Annotated in this window: 15 protein-coding genes and 1 pseudogene; 12 read left to right on the plus strand and 4 right to left on the minus strand. The window is 47.2% G+C overall.

Annotated elements, in window-relative coordinates:
* The first annotated feature begins 9 nt into the window (after window positions 1-9).
* The 12 genes and pseudogenes from faeJ (at window position 10) to FEK47_RS15385 (ending at window position 11,174) form a co-directional block, all read left to right on the plus strand.
* Window positions 10-783 (plus strand): F4 (K88) fimbria accessory protein FaeJ, encoded by a 774-nt coding sequence (gene faeJ, locus FEK47_RS15340; protein WP_138183255.1) that lies wholly within the window; start codon window positions 10-12, stop codon window positions 781-783.
* 70 nt (window positions 784-853) lie between these two features.
* Window positions 854-1,492 carry a hypothetical protein gene (locus FEK47_RS15345; RefSeq protein ID WP_138183261.1) on the plus strand — a complete coding sequence of 213 codons (639 nt, stop codon included), beginning with the start codon at window positions 854-856 and terminating at the stop codon, window positions 1,490-1,492.
* Window positions 1,482-2,244: pseudogene (locus tag FEK47_RS25755) on the plus strand (EAL domain-containing protein). Before FEK47_RS15345 ends, FEK47_RS25755 begins: the two are co-directional and overlap by 11 nt.
* Before the next feature lie 186 nt (window positions 2,245-2,430).
* Window positions 2,431-2,628: a hypothetical protein gene (locus FEK47_RS15355; RefSeq protein WP_001601217.1), complete on the plus strand. Its 198-nt coding sequence runs from the start codon at window positions 2,431-2,433 to the stop codon at window positions 2,626-2,628.
* 22 nt (window positions 2,629-2,650) lie between these two features.
* Window positions 2,651-3,535: a hypothetical protein gene (locus FEK47_RS15360; protein ID WP_001601218.1), complete on the plus strand. Its 885-nt coding sequence runs from the start codon at window positions 2,651-2,653 to the stop codon at window positions 3,533-3,535.
* A 35-nt stretch (window positions 3,536-3,570) separates the two neighbouring features.
* On the plus strand, window positions 3,571-7,557 hold the full coding sequence (locus tag FEK47_RS15365) for a S6 family peptidase (protein WP_138183256.1): 3,987 nt from the start codon (window positions 3,571-3,573) through the stop codon (window positions 7,555-7,557).
* Between the two features lie 88 nt (window positions 7,558-7,645).
* On the plus strand, window positions 7,646-7,876 hold the full coding sequence (locus FEK47_RS15370) for a hypothetical protein (RefSeq protein ID WP_001601220.1): 231 nt from the start codon (window positions 7,646-7,648) through the stop codon (window positions 7,874-7,876).
* 290 nt (window positions 7,877-8,166) lie between these two features.
* Window positions 8,167-8,652: a hypothetical protein gene (locus FEK47_RS25460; protein WP_240730975.1), complete on the plus strand. Its 486-nt coding sequence runs from the start codon at window positions 8,167-8,169 to the stop codon at window positions 8,650-8,652.
* Window positions 8,653-8,732: 80 nt separating this feature from the next.
* Entirely contained in the window at window positions 8,733-9,350 is a 618-nt protein-coding gene (locus FEK47_RS25465; protein ID WP_240730976.1) for a hypothetical protein, read from the plus strand.
* A gap of 225 nt (window positions 9,351-9,575) precedes the next feature.
* Complete coding sequence (locus FEK47_RS25470; protein WP_240730977.1) at window positions 9,576-9,848, plus strand: hypothetical protein; 273 nt, start codon at window positions 9,576-9,578, stop codon at window positions 9,846-9,848.
* A gap of 402 nt (window positions 9,849-10,250) precedes the next feature.
* A complete protein-coding gene (locus FEK47_RS15380) occupies window positions 10,251-10,514 on the plus strand; it encodes a hypothetical protein (protein WP_138183257.1) in 264 nt (87 codons plus the stop codon).
* A gap of 273 nt (window positions 10,515-10,787) precedes the next feature.
* The gene (locus tag FEK47_RS15385) at window positions 10,788-11,174 is read left to right on the plus strand and encodes a YgiW/YdeI family stress tolerance OB fold protein (protein ID WP_001601230.1); all 387 of its coding nucleotides are present in this window, start codon (window positions 10,788-10,790) and stop codon (window positions 11,172-11,174) included.
* A 197-nt stretch (window positions 11,175-11,371) separates the two neighbouring features.
* On the opposite strand, the gene FEK47_RS15390 is transcribed toward FEK47_RS15385, so the two are convergent.
* The 4 genes from FEK47_RS15390 to asrC all read right to left on the minus strand — a co-directional run bounded on the left by FEK47_RS15390 (window position 11,372) and on the right by asrC (window position 14,210).
* Complete coding sequence (locus FEK47_RS15390) at window positions 11,372-11,716, minus strand: helix-turn-helix transcriptional regulator (protein WP_032158053.1); 345 nt, start codon at window positions 11,714-11,716, stop codon at window positions 11,372-11,374.
* 611 nt (window positions 11,717-12,327) lie between these two features.
* Complete coding sequence (locus tag FEK47_RS15395; protein WP_138183258.1) at window positions 12,328-12,750, minus strand: universal stress protein; 423 nt, start codon at window positions 12,748-12,750, stop codon at window positions 12,328-12,330.
* Between the two features lie 29 nt (window positions 12,751-12,779).
* A complete protein-coding gene (locus FEK47_RS15400; protein ID WP_001601236.1) occupies window positions 12,780-13,079 on the minus strand; it encodes a DUF406 domain-containing protein in 300 nt (99 codons plus the stop codon).
* Between the two features lie 114 nt (window positions 13,080-13,193).
* On the minus strand, window positions 13,194-14,210 hold the full coding sequence (asrC, locus tag FEK47_RS15405; RefSeq protein WP_138183259.1) for a sulfite reductase subunit C: 1,017 nt from the start codon (window positions 14,208-14,210) through the stop codon (window positions 13,194-13,196).
* Window positions 14,211-14,254 lie beyond the last annotated feature (44 nt).

Below are 14,254 nucleotides of genomic sequence, written 5' to 3' on the forward strand. Positions count from 1 at the left end.
GACCGTTCAGTGCTGAATATGACCCATCGTCTGAAGTCCGGCATGTTGCCGGCTCTGTTTTTTCTGACGTCAGCCAGTGTGCCGGCGCAGCCTCTGGTTGTTCCCCCGGGGCACTGGCAGGAGGGGATGGCGGTCGGGGTGACAGAATTCAGTGGCACCCTGTATGTCCGTGATGTGGCCTGGCAGTGGCAGCCTGCTTCAGTGCGGATGAGTACACCGGATACCGTGCAGGCCGGCCTGTCAGCGGGCAGGAGGGGCATGGTGAGTGAAAGCCGGGCAGAGCAGGATTTTTATATTCTTGGCGGGCACACCACATCACTGACCGCGGCCCGTCCGGGATTACAGCCTTCCGTGACATGGCTGCATATTTCCCCGTCGTCTCCCCGCATTGCCGCCCGGGGTGAACTTACCCGGGGCCAGGTGCGTTATGGCGAAATCACCTTCACGATGCGGCATCTGCTGGCCTGGCAGGACAGTGTGACGGCTGACCGGGGATGGAGCGTGGTCAGCGGTGAGGTGACGCCGGGGGCCGAAAAACAGGTGAAACGCCAGTTATGGCAGGTGAACGGCTATGAATGGACTCCGGACTATGCCGGGTTAACCGCGCGTCCTGATGCGTTTATTTCAGGCGCTGAGTCGCTGTTGTCACAGGGGAATGGCAGCCAGCATATTGCCGGTGCCTGGGTGACATCCCTGAGTGATGTGCGGGTGAATTTCCCCGGTGCTGAGGAGCCGGTAAAACGCTGGCAGGGTAATCTGACGCCGGTGGTGGCGTACTTCTGAACAGGAGGCGAAGAATCATGGTGCCGATGTGGTGTGTGATGGGTGTGTGTGTGGCCATCACCTGCACGGCATGTCTGGTGCTGACGCTGATGATATGTGTGGTGCTGATATGGTGAGAGTCAGAAACAGGAAGCAAAAAATTCTTCTGACGGGCACCTGCTGGTATGAGCTGACAGGGCTGTGGCACCTGTTATCCGCACAGGGCCATAACGTTTACCGTGTACCTCCGGGGCATCCCTGTGCCCGGCATGGCTGGGACCTGATTATTGTGGCGCTGAGTGCAGAGCCTGTTACGGGCTGGGGGCGTCATCTGTCCTGGATACGTGAACTGAGGGTAGAAATGCCCGGTGAAATGCTGGTTCTGGTACCGGAAAGGCTGGAAATGCTGAAGGTGTTGCGAAATATCTGTCCGGTGTACAGCGGATGCATGCCGCTGTCGTGCCTGGAAAGAACTGTCCGCATGGCACTGAACAGAAAGACAGTTCGTACCGGTAAATTCCGCCTGACGTCCGGACAACGACAGGCACTGAAGCGTCTTTCTGAGAGAGGAAGAGACCGTCCCCTGAATCTGAAACAGAGTGAACAGGGGCTGTACTGGCATTATGCCCGGCTGGCAGAGAATGTGGGCGTCAGGGATTTCAGGATGCTGTTGATGACCGGGCTGGACCGGGAGGTTCATAAAATGGAAGACCGACAGTATGGACAGTGATTTTGTATCCGCAGACAGGCTGATGCGTGCGCTCATTAACGGGGAGTTTGAACCGTATCTCCAGCCGGTGGTTTCTGCATCAGACCTTACTGTGTCCGGTGCAGAGCTTCTGGTTCGCTGGCACATGCCTGCAGGCGAAATCATTCCGCCGACATATTTCATTAACCGGGTGGAGTCTGCCGGTCTGTTGTTGCCTGTGACGGAAAAAATCCTGAACCGTGCGGTGGCCGGGCTTTCGGAGGTTAAAGCCATGCTACCGCGTGACTTCCGGCTTGCCGTGAACGTGACGCCGGCCCTGCTGGCTGAGCGTGAGTTCACTCAGATGTGTCTGGCGCTGGCAGGGCATGACAGCATACATCTGGTTCTGGAGCTGACGGAGCAGCAGCCGTTTAACATGGACAGACAGACAGACTGAAGAGAAACTGAGCCGGCTGAGTGATGCCGGAGTGGCATTTGCGCTGGATGATTTCGGAACCGGATGTTCCGTACTGTCGTACCTGAAGCACTTCCCGGTCAGTTATATAAAAATGGACAAGAGCTTCACACAGGACATTCTGAGTGAAAAGACATCCCGGCATATCGTGGAAAGTGTTGTCGGGCTGGCAGGAAAGCTGGGTATTGATACGGTGGCAGAAGGTGTGGAAACACAGGCGCAGGTGAACTGTCTGTGCTCTCTGGGAGTGGATTATCTGCAGGGGTTTTATTTCGGCAGACCGGAAAAAGTGGATACATTTTGTTGTGAGTATGGATAACGCCAGCTGTGTAATCAGCAAATTACTCCTGAAAAAATAGAATTAAACGTATTTAAGTAATTTCATTTTATTTCTGATAAATGATGTGCCGGCATCGCATTTTTCAGACTCCGGCAGTGTTTTTCTTCTTACTTGAACGTCTTTTTGTTTTTATTCTTTTATTCATATTTGCATTGAGAGGCAGGCGTGTTTGTTCGCTTTGTCAGCAGGCAGGGGCAAAATCTTCTGGTGAATATAAAAGACATCAGTTTCGCCGTTCGGAAGGGTATTTTTTGTGAACTTCATATCAGGGGAATTGAAGGTCATATGATGGTGGAAGATGACTTCAGTGAGGTTTACAGAAAAATAAAAGAAATTTCACCACGAGTGAATAATACAGGTTAAGGTGTCTCAGAGGGGAGTGGATGTGCGTCAGAATGCTGTAATTGATATTTTACTTATTATTGTCTTTTCTCTTTCTTTATTAATTTGCGGAAAAGCCTCTGCTGATACTGGATGGCAGTCTGTTGGGGGCTTTCAGGGAACCGTGGAATTCGGGGGGACCATCACGCCTTATGATGATTCACTTCCTCCCTGGCTGTGGAAAACCGGCGGATATACCGGGTTCAGCAACAACATTAGTGAGCTGACCGGTAACGGAACCCGCCTGACGGTCAGTGCGCCTTATGACCTTCTGCTGCTTGCCGGTAAATCAGCCCGTGCTTTTGAGGGCAGTGAGACATCCGGTGCCGGTATTGTTCCTGTTATTCAGCTGAAGGGAAGTGACGGAAGTGAATTCCACATTCAGTGGGCCAGTGGTACGCCGGGACAGGGGCTGCTTGTGCTGCCACTGAGCGTCACCGGGGACACGCAGACAACAGGCACACTGGCGGCAGAGGTTCAGGCTTTCGGGGCCCTTGCGTGGGCTGAAGATGATGGCTTTGGGGCCAGAATCACTCAGACACTGGGGAATAACAGTGCGGATGCTTATGTGTTTAATGGCGGCGTATCCGACAGCAGTACGTGGCATACAGCTGACGGGCTGGGCTTCATTTCCCGGATGACGGAAGGCGAAGTGTCAGCAGAAAGTATCTGGGCACAATTAAAACTGGGTGTTCCGGGGGTGCCTGACTCACCGGTGATTGCTGATGAAAACGGTTATCAGGACCTGGTGGGTGAAGGGTGGTTTTATTCCGGGGCATATGCACTCGGGATTTCTTCCGGCGCAGTTCTTAATCTTCATTTCAGTAAACCGGTGACAGGACAGTCAGTCTGGCGGGCAGGGATGACGGTGATTATCCGTTATGCCTGAGAGTGCTGATTTTAATTTTTCAGGATTTATTAAAAATGAACAGAATTTATTCTCTTCGCTACAGTGCCGTAGCCCGGGGCTTTATTGCCGTCTCTGAGTTTACCAGAAAATGCACCTGCCGGGTTACCGGGAAAAAGCATCTGAAAGCCGCTGCATTGTTATTATCGCCACTGCTGCTTTCCGGTCCGGCAGGTGCCTCCATAGTGAGTGCGGAAATTGATTATCAGATATTTCGTGATTTTGCTGAAAATAAAGGCGCGTTCCGACCGGGGGCAACGGATATTGTCATTTATAATAAGCGGGGAGAGCTTGTCGGTACACTGAATAAAGCTGCCATGCCGGATTTCAGTGCCGTTAACATTGCGGACGGTGCATCAACGTTAATCGATCCACAATATGTTGCCAGTGTGAGGCATAACTCCGACTGGCATTTTAATAGCCTCCGGTTCGGAGATGGAGATAATGAATATAAGTCGGTCAGCCGTAATGATCACCCTTATGGGGCGGACTCCAGAGATTTTGCGCTTCCCCGATTAAGTAAACTTGTTACGGAGGTCGCTCCAGCCACGGTCACCACCGCATTATATAAAGAAATCGCTGATTCATCACGGTTTCCACTATTTTACCGGATAGGGGCAGGAAGCCAGTATACGCAGATTCCCGGAGATACATCTAAGGAAAGTTATACCAGCATAAATGGAGCATATGCATACCTGACCGGGGGGGGGATGCCTTCCGTCAGTGCGGTGTCATCCATGGGGTTAAGTGGTTATGGCACTGTTTATGAGCTTCTCGGACATACCATAAAAAATGTTAATGATTTTGATGACACAATGGTCAGTCGACCAACGGCAGGGGACAGTGGTTCACCAGTTTTTGGCTGGGATGCAGTAAACCATCAGTGGGTTCTGGTTGGCGTTCATACGGGGGGGGCTTCCCGCAACGACATAGATGGAACCAATAATCCTGCAACAGGGAAGGGGTATGCAACAGCAATACCGGTTAGCTATGTTACACAGATTATTCAGGGAAATTATGATGCACCTGTCATGTTTGATGCACTGGCGGGGAATTCTCTGTTATGGACATATAATAATACCACTGGTACAGGTGCTTTGACGCAGGGCTCCTCTGAATATTCCATGCATGGACAACTGGGGGATGACCTGAATGCCGGTAAAAATCTGATATTCATGGGGCAGAATGGTCAGGTTGACCTGAAGGATCCGGTTTCGCAGGGGGCGGGCTCTCTGACATTCCGTGATAACTACACGGTGACAACATCTAACAGAAGTACCTGGACCGGAGCCGGTATTATTGTGGACAGGGAGGCTTCCGTAAACTGGCAGGTTAACGGCGTGAAGGGCGATAACCTGCATAAAATTGGTGAAGGTACACTGACTGTACAGGGTACGGGCATCAATGAGGGCGGTCTGAAGGTCGGGGACGGAACCGTTGTACTGAACCAGCAAGCGGACAATAAAGGGCAGGTGCAGGCGTTCAGCAGTGTCAATATTGCCAGTGGCCGGCCGACCGTGGTGCTGACTGATGACCGGCAGGTAAATCCGGACACCGTTTCATGGGGATATCGTGGGGGTACGCTGGATGTTAATGGTAACAGTCTGACGTTTCATCAGCTTAAGGCGGCAGATTATGGTGCCGTGCTGACGAATAACGCAGATAAACGGGCCACCATCACGCTGGATTATGCCCTGCAGGCTGACAAAGTGACACTGAACAGCTGGTCGGGTTCCCGTAAAGGGACTGTCGGGAATTTATATAAATATAATAACCCGTACACAAATACGACGGATTATTTCATCCTGAAGCAGAGCACCTATGGTTATTTCCCCACGGACCAGAGCAGTAATGCCACCTGGGAGTTTGTGGGGCACAGTCAGGGGGATGCACAGAAACTGGTGGCTGACCGTTTCAATGCTGCAGGGTATCTGTTCCACGGACAGCTGAAAGGCAATCTGAATGTGAATAGTCGCCTGCCGGAAGGTGTTACCGGTGCCCTGGTGATGGATGGCTCTGCGGATATGTCTGGTACGTTCACCCAGGAAAACGGGCGTCTGACGCTGCAGGGGCATCCGGTTATCCATGCATACAATACTCAGTCTGTGGCTGACAAACTGGCTGCCAGTGGAGATCATTCGGTTCTGACTCAGCCCACGTCATTCAGTCAGGAGGACTGGGAGAATCGCAGTTTTACCTTTGACAGGCTGTCACTGAAGAACACTGATTTTGGTCTTGGCCGCAATGCCACGCTGAACACCACGCTTGAAGCAACAGATTCGACGGTCACACTGGGCGACAGCCGGGTTTTTATTGACAAAAACGACGGTAATGGCACGGCCTTTACGCTGGAAGAAGGCACATCAGAGGCGGTGAGGGATGCAGACCGTAGCGTGTTTAATGGCAGTGCTGTTCTGAACGGAAAGACGATGCTGAATATCATGAATGCAACCTTTAATGGTGATATCAGCGGTCATACCGGCTCGCATGTGGAACTGTCGCGCAAAAGTTACTGGAATATGACAAAAAGCTCCACGCTGGATTCATTCAGAAGCAAAGGCGGGACGCTCTCCCTGGTGACAGAAGACTGGTCACCAAAAACGCTGACAGTAAACACCCTGTATGCCAGCAGCATGCACATTGATATGGGCGTCAGCATAACAGACAACACCAGTGACCGGATTGATATCCTAGATAAGGCAACGGGCGGACATAACACACTGGACCTGTCCTCCCTGTTTGACCAGACCGTCACACTGAAAAATGACCTGGCTCTGGCATCTGCACCGGTCGGAACTTCTCACGGGTATTTCTCCTTTGCCAGCCTGAACCGGGGCTTTACTGTTTATACCCCTGACACGCAGGTGCAGGAGAAAGATGGCAGAGTTTACTGGCAACTGAAAAGTCATGCCGGAACAACAGAATCTCAGGTATCAACGGATGTCAGTGATGATGTGACAGATACAACCTCTCCGGTTGCGCCGGATACAGGTAATACAGAGAGTACAGGGAGCACTGAGGCAGATGGTGTTGTGTCTGAAGGGAATAACAGCAGCGGTGTGACGCCTGCCCCTGATTCACCGGCAGAGAATACGGGCACGACGGTGAATGGCAGTACGCTGTTTAAGGGCGCGGATAACACATCCCTTCTGAATAAAGCGCGTGCCATGTTTGCCGCCCGTGAGTTCATTCTCAGCGACAGTGCTGACCGCTGGACACAGGTTGTGGACAACAGTGATGCAGACGGTGGTGCATGGGCCATGACAGGATACAGTCAGGGCGGATATGACGACTTCAGCCTGAACCAGAGCGGACTGAATGTGGGGTTCCGTCAGTCTGCCGCCGGTAATGCCTGGTGGGGGATGGGGGCAGAGTTTTACCGGGGGCACAGCAGCACAGATGACTACCGGGATGATTTCAGCCTGTGGGGCGTGCATGTTCTGGCGGGCAAATCCTTTGCCGGTGGTCTGTTTGTGGATGGTATAGCCGGATACCGGGCGCTGTCTGAAGACTACACCATTCAGGGGGAGCTGAGTGACCTGTCAGGCAGGGCGAAGAGTCATATCCTGACCGCGGGTATCCGTGGCGGGTGGAAGATGCATGCAGCCTCTCTTGATATGTCGATAACACCGACTGTTTCACTGAACGGTGCTCGGGTGGACGGAAATCGTCTGCAGGGCCGGGAGCGGAGCGTGGAGCTTCATGATGGCGACGCCTTGTGGTTGAAAGCCGGGGTTGAGGCAGAAAAAGTATCCGGAAATATGACGCTGAAGGCAGGTGTCTGGCGGAATATCACGCTGAACGATATGCCGGGAATGACCCTGCGTGATGACTGGAAAGCCCGTCACTATGATGCAGAGAAGGCTGACCGCTATACCGTTTCGTTTGGTATCAACGGAAAGCTGACAGATAAATTGTCAGTGCAGGCAAAAGTAAACAGCAGTTTTGATGGTTACTTTAAGACGGATGCAGAAGGTGTTCTGGGCGTCCGGTATGACTTCTGATGAAGGGGCAAATGGCGCCCCGGAACAACACCACAGCAGGATTATAAAAATTTCACATCGTCTTTCAGTCAGATAATGAGGAGACACTATGAGTAATGATGCTAATGCAAAAAAAGCAGGTGTTGTGGCCAGTGGTGCCACGGTTGCCGGAATTGGTACGGCAGCTGCTGGTTCAAGCGCCGCTGCCATGACATCAACGCTGGCAACAATTGGAGGCACTGTCGGGGGCGGCATGGCGGCCGGAATCGTTATTACGGCAGCAGCGCCGGTTGCCATTGGCGGCGCTGTTTACGGGTTATGGAAATGGCTCTCTGATTAACCGGTACAGCCCCGTTAAGGCGTAACGGGGCTGTCTTAATGTGCTGAACGATAACGGCTTCCACCTCATGGGGGACGTTATCTTATACTGGCTGACTGGTAGCATTTGTAAAATGCTTTTGTTTCATCAGACTGTTCAGCACCGGTTCGGTTGAGTGTGTGGTATCCCTGACAGCGCACAATAAATCAACAGGGAGCACAGGCTGATTTTCAGAGTAAGTAATGATGATGTTGTTTATCCGAACCATGAGTTTTGATGTTGTTATAAACAATTAAATCATGAGGTGTTTAATGGCTCATAATCCAATAACAATCAGACAGAATTTTAAAATCGGAGAGCTTGATGCTGAATCTGACTCTGTTTTACTTGACAGCTGTTTTATTGACAGTGGTTATCTGAATAAATTACTTGATCCCTATGATAACTCTTCAATAATCCGGGGGAGAACCGGTGCTGGTAAAAGTGCTCTTTTACATATGGTCATGAATCATGCTTATAAGTGCAGGCGACTTGATCCAAATGATATATCCATAAGATTTCTGGAGCAATCAGATATAATAGCTTTTTTTGAGGCTCTCAATGTTAATCTGGATATGTTCTACAAAATATTATGGCAACATATACTAATTATGGAGTTACTCAAGTTACGGCATGACATCAGAAGCGAGGTCGATACTAATAATTTTTTCTCAGGGATAATGAGTCGACTTAAAAAAGATGAAGTCAAAAAAAAGCTATCGAATATTTTCGTGAATGGGGAGATAAATTCTGGATAGATACAGATACCCACTTAAAAGAGATAACAAGAAAGCTTGAGCGAGATACGAAAGCCTCGATTGGTGGTGAATTAAAAGGTGTGGCACTTAATGCTGAATATGCAAAAAAACTGACAGAAGAACAGGTCCTGGATGTCAAAAAGAGAGCAATGGAAGTTGTAAGCGGATTGCAAATCAAGAAACTTAATGAAATACTTACTCTTCTCGCAGATTATTCATTTGATGATCCACAGAAAAAATATTTCATAATTATCGATCAGCTTGATGAAAACTGGGCAGAAAATGAGATAAGATATAAATTCATCCGGGCACTTATTGAAGAGATTAAAGTCTTTCGTAAAATTAAGAACATTAAAATTATCGTTGCTTTAAGGCTGGATCTTCTTCGTTCCGTGTTTAACCTTACACGAGGTTCCGGATTTCAGGAAGAAAAATATGAATCCTATATACTTGATATTAAATGGACTCCAGAGCAGCTTACAGAGCTGGTTCAGAAGAGAGTGAGTGAAGTTTACCGTCGGCAGTATACCCGGGAGAACGTTAAAATTCAGGATATCTTTCCCAGACCTAAAGGGGGACCAACCGGACTCACTCCCCTTGAATATATTATTGAAAGAACCCTTCTCAGACCACGGGATGTTCTCCAGTATGTTAATGAATGCTTCAGTATTGCTCTTGAGCGGGAACGTATATCATAGGGGACTATTCAAAAAGCAGAATCTGCATACTCACAAAAACGTTTACGTTCTCTGAAAGAAGAATGGGGAGATATATCCCCCTCATTTGAAGAGACTGTAGAAATTCTTCGTAATCTTCCGGACAGATTTACCAGGAATGATATTTTACGCAGCAATATTGATGCAGTTATTACTGAACTGTCTGTTCAGGGAACGCATGATCCCTGTGCTGTCAGTGCGAATAAAATGCTGAATGGTGAAAATCGGGAGGCTGATGTTATAAATGAAATTTTGTTGTGTGTTTATAATCTTGGTATAGTCGGATTTAAGGTTAGTAGCCTGACTCCTTATAAATGGTCATTCAGGGACAGTACACCTGCAACCAAAAATGAAATTAAACGAGCCAGTGGTATGAAAATTCATAAAATGCTTCATTCTGCCCTGGATGTAAGAATCAATGCGGAAAAACGTTTTGAAAAAGAGAAAGAAGAGTCAGAGGATGAAGCAGATAATGACTAATTTTGTTTTATATCCTGAATAAGGTAGCCGGATTTACAGCGGGCGTCCGGCTCAGGGCGTCGGCTAAATATTAAAGAGAGCTGACGCTTAGTGGAACAAAAACTCACGTTAAGCAATGGTTTCTTCCTCTGGATACCCTGTTGTCACTTCATCAGACGTCAACTACCCTGAAAACGCCGCCAATCCGTGATCGAATAGAGCGGAATACGCATTAGTCGGAAGTGACAATAAGATATCGAAATTATCTGAATGTTTATATTGGTTATAGTGCGAGTATTGACTGTTGATAATTCATTATGCAGAATGCATTTGTCTGACATTGATAGTCATCTCTGAGAAAAGATATCTGCACAGAATGGTAAACAGAATCCGGCAGAATCGGTGTCACGCGGGGATATCTGCATGTTGAAAATTATTTCAATTTGGGTTGAGTTTTTTACCGAAAAGATATCTGGTAGATTCATTGTTGCGATCATAAGATTTTTTTTGATATTAACTTTCGCACCAGAAAGTTTGTCAGTGTATCTGGCAGAGAAAACTGATATACCCTATGCCATGCAAATATTCTGTATCATCCTGACCATTTCTGCCACGCTTATCCTTGATAAGATTAATTATTATGCTATTCGGTTATTTCGTTTAGTTTGTGATTTTATAAAAAGGTGAAATGCAGCAAAAAGTTTAGTGCATTAGAAACAGAGTAGGTTCATATTTCAGAGCGACAACTTCAACACAGTTCGTCGGTTGCATTTTATCCCTGGTGTTTATTCTGATGCAGAACATTAAAATCTCCAGAAAATGTTCTGTTTGGTTGTTAAGTAATTTGATCTTTACTTCTGCAGGGGGGTAAGTAAAATTACTGCGGTGTTTTATGTTTTTATTTCTTTATACAGAAGAATTTTTACGCCACTGTTTAGTAAAATTTAGGGAGTTGAATCAATGAAAAAGATATTGATGGCAGTTTTGTTTGCGGGTTGTTCTTTTGCGGTTTTTGCGCAGAGCGGAGGATTTGTCTCATCTGAAAGCGCGCCGGTACAGGGGGGATTTAGCGGACCGGGCATGGTTTCTGAGGTTACATCTGTCGCTCAGGCAAAAATGCGCAGAGATGATGCAAAGGTTGTTCTGGAAGGAAACATTGTCCGGCAGGTCGGTAATGAGTTGTATGAATTTCGTGACAATAGCGGCTCGATTTATGTCGATATTGATGCCAGTTACTGGCAGGGACAAAATATCTCTCCGAATGACAAAGTTCGCATTGAAGGTGATGTTGATAAAGACTGGAACAGTGTTGAAATTGATGCAAAAAGAATTACATTGTTAAAATAAATTCCACTGCACATTCAGAGATTGCCGTAGCGAGCATCAACCGTGCGTGTAACACTTATCACAGTAGCAGGTGATACGCCCAATAATAAAAATATATCTTGTGTATTTTGACCACCACCTCACAGCAGGTGGTTTTTTTTATCCGTCAGTATAATTAACATGCTGTTCAGATGTTTACTCCCTGCCCATCAATCTGGTCAGAAAAATTTTCTGTAGCGATATTGTTTTGGTGTCAGACCTGTATTCTTTTTGAAGTCACGGTTCATTGACTGCTGGGAATCAAAACCTGTGCTCAGAGCAATATCCTGGAGAGAACGCCGAGAAAGACGAAGGAGCAATGCCACCCGATTAAGCCTCCTGCGACGAATATATTCTCCCAAAGGGATCCCCGTATACATCAGGAACAGACGCTGCAGGTGTCTGTGACTATAACCAGACCACAGAGCTACTTCTCTGACAGAAAGGCGGGAGCCTCTCTCAATTTCAGCTTCAACACGCTCAATAATTTTTTCTATAGTAATCTCTGATATATGGTTTGCCATGTCTTTGTTCATTTTTCTGATTGTCTGAGTTCACGCCCGATATCGTAATCACCTTTAACGATCAAAGTGAAAAATATCAGTCAGACTCTGACAGTTACAAGGTAAAAAAGAACGAAGCTACAAAGTCCGTGAAAATTCAAACCAACTTGCATGCACCATCCAGGAATGTTAATACTATAATTACTCTCAATTTAAATAAAAAATAACCTGAGTTTCAAATAAGGATTATCTGCCTGGTATATCTGTATTCAGTTGAAAGATTTTAATATACTCTGATATACATACATCCCATCCGGTTCGGATCTCGTTAGTGAATAGGTGAATTTTACTTTATAGCAAACCTTCAGACCCTCTTAAATACCATAAACTCCCGGTTATCAGAATTTCAGCATCCTGAGAAAATTGATGATGCATGTGCGTTCATTAACGCAACCGGTACCCATTAAATCCGAACTGTACCTGTACAGCGAGGTAACTGATCAGCAAGATTGTGGCAACGTACACCCTGTTTACGTCTGGTCAAACAGATCCGGAGTGTTGACGTTTATGGCGACAAAAAGTCGCCGTGTTTCACTGGAAGATATGTCAGCGCTAAAAAATAACGTCAGAAATCATTCATCTGACAATGGAATAATAAGTAAATCAGCCGGGGACTTATTAATGAGTCCCCGATAAGCGGGCATCAGTCTGTTAATAAATGTATGGTGATGGCCACATATCAGAAGATCAAATTCTTCCTCCTGTACAAGACTGAGGAGTGTTTCAGGTATTGTTCCCTGTTCAATTCTCAGTCTTGTATTTTTGAAATCTTTCAGGCGGTCAAACAATCTTCTGTCTGACGCATTTTTCAGACCGTCAAACATCTCTTCAGAAAAGTGTGAATACACGCCGGGATACAAATGGCTTAACCCGTCATCAATATGAATTGCCGTCAGGCTGGCATTAAAATTTTTCGCCATTTCATATGCTTTCTTCAAAAGGATGTTATCTTCATCATTATTTGAAACAGCAACCAGTATGTTCTTATATGTCATTTTAATATCCCTGTCGTATTTCACAGGTTTTAATCAGGTTTTCTTAATGATAATTCAAAAATAATTAACTCGGCCTGATATGAAAAAGTGAACGTGGCTTCAAGTAACACCTTTTCTTCAGTTTTTTTGATACCATAACGGATAACCACGCTTTCTTTTGTTGATGAGGCAACAAATGCCAGCTCGCGCAGCGCTGACATATATGCTTCCGCAGCTTCAGTATCGTTGAAAAAACGGGATACGATGTGTGTGCAGTTATCATTGTCGATGACGGTACCTATATCAACAGAACAACCTTTGGTACTGCATTTATCCACGATTTCTTTCATAATCTAATTCCATCCTGCATGGTATTTTTTATAAATAAAGTGACTACGGGATCACAATCAATGCGTTCAGATATCATCAATATGACTTTTGATAACATCGATAATGATGTCATGTCACTTTGTGCTGACAGGTTTAAGGTGGAGTCGTGCGACGGATTCCTCTTCTGCCCAGTAAATCCGCTCCGCCACCGTGGCTTCGGGGTTTAGCTGTACGTCACGTAGTACACGCTCTTTGAAGCGCAGATAGCCTCCCCTGTCAATGAGATGTCCCATATGGAGATACACTGGTTTGCCGTCCAGCATTTCTTTTTCAAACTCAAACAGATTAGTGATGACCTGTCTGATGACATCCTCAGTAACCCAGTTAAGGAATAACTTACCCATGCGGGGCGTTTTTTTACCGGTTCGTCCTCCCAGACGAACCTGCCAGAACTCCTGTGGCTGACGCTGCCAGGCGAGGGTGGGACATGCCAGAACACATTCGCCGCATCCGATACAGAACGATTCTTCCTTTGTGGCTTTCCCGTTCTTGAATGACAGACACCCCACGGCATGGTGAGCACAGGCTTTCACACAGGCGCCGCATCCAATGCAACGTTCCGCAGTAAAACGCATTCTGGCCACACCAGTAATGCCAAAGTCTGACATAGACGCTTTGGCACAGTCATTCGGACACCCGGCAATGACGGTTTTCAGATGATAGGCGCTGGGATAAATCAGCTTTTCCAGTCGCCGGGATAAACCTGTGGTGTCGGTATTGGCTTTCTGGCAAATCCGGTTACCCTGGCAGGCGACAATGTTGCGTCCACCAATCGCCAGGTATCCGGCTTTCGGATCATCAACCTGAACATCACACAGCTCCATTTCAATTTCCCGAATGAAAGGTTCCAGTGCGGCATTCACTTTGTCGATATCTTCATAACGAATACCGGGCATGGCCAGTTTCTGGCGGGTAGTCAGATGGATCTGACCATTTCCCCATGTTTCCGCAATCTCGCGTGCCACCGTCAGCAGGTGAGCGGGCAGAATGCCGCCTGGTATACGAACACTTATCATGGCTTCGCCACGGACTTTGGACAGGCGATATTCATTGTTTGCCCGGGTCTTAATGATATCAATATCCACACTCATCATTTTTTCCTCAGTCTGTAAAGTGACGGGCCACGGCATAGTTG

It is taken from the genome of Escherichia sp. E3659, assembly GCF_005781135.1.
In the GTDB taxonomy this organism is placed as follows: Bacteria; Pseudomonadota; Gammaproteobacteria; order Enterobacterales; family Enterobacteriaceae; genus Escherichia.

Excerpts from the sequence above, each read along its gene's own strand:
- FEK47_RS15345 (WP_138183261.1), top strand. The coding sequence starts at position 854 with ATGTCTGGTGCTGACGCTGATGATATGTGTGGTGCTGATATGGTGAGA.
- FEK47_RS15365 (WP_138183256.1), top strand. The coding sequence starts at position 3,571 with ATGAACAGAATTTATTCTCTTCGCTACAGTGCCGTAGCCCGGGGCTTT.
- FEK47_RS15370 (WP_001601220.1), top strand. The coding sequence starts at position 7,646 with ATGAGTAATGATGCTAATGCAAAAAAAGCAGGTGTTGTGGCCAGTGGT.
- FEK47_RS25460 (WP_240730975.1), top strand. The coding sequence starts at position 8,167 with ATGGCTCATAATCCAATAACAATCAGACAGAATTTTAAAATCGGAGAG.
- FEK47_RS25470 (WP_240730977.1), top strand. The coding sequence starts at position 9,576 with ATGCTGAATGGTGAAAATCGGGAGGCTGATGTTATAAATGAAATTTTG.
- FEK47_RS15380 (WP_138183257.1), top strand. The coding sequence starts at position 10,251 with ATGTTGAAAATTATTTCAATTTGGGTTGAGTTTTTTACCGAAAAGATA.
- FEK47_RS15385 (WP_001601230.1), top strand. The coding sequence starts at position 10,788 with ATGAAAAAGATATTGATGGCAGTTTTGTTTGCGGGTTGTTCTTTTGCG.
- FEK47_RS15390 (WP_032158053.1), bottom strand. The coding sequence starts at position 11,716 with ATGGCAAACCATATATCAGAGATTACTATAGAAAAAATTATTGAGCGT.
- FEK47_RS15395 (WP_138183258.1), bottom strand. The coding sequence starts at position 12,750 with ATGACATATAAGAACATACTGGTTGCTGTTTCAAATAATGATGAAGAT.
- FEK47_RS15400 (WP_001601236.1), bottom strand. The coding sequence starts at position 13,079 with ATGAAAGAAATCGTGGATAAATGCAGTACCAAAGGTTGTTCTGTTGAT.
- asrC (WP_138183259.1), bottom strand. The coding sequence starts at position 14,210 with ATGAGTGTGGATATTGATATCATTAAGACCCGGGCAAACAATGAATAT.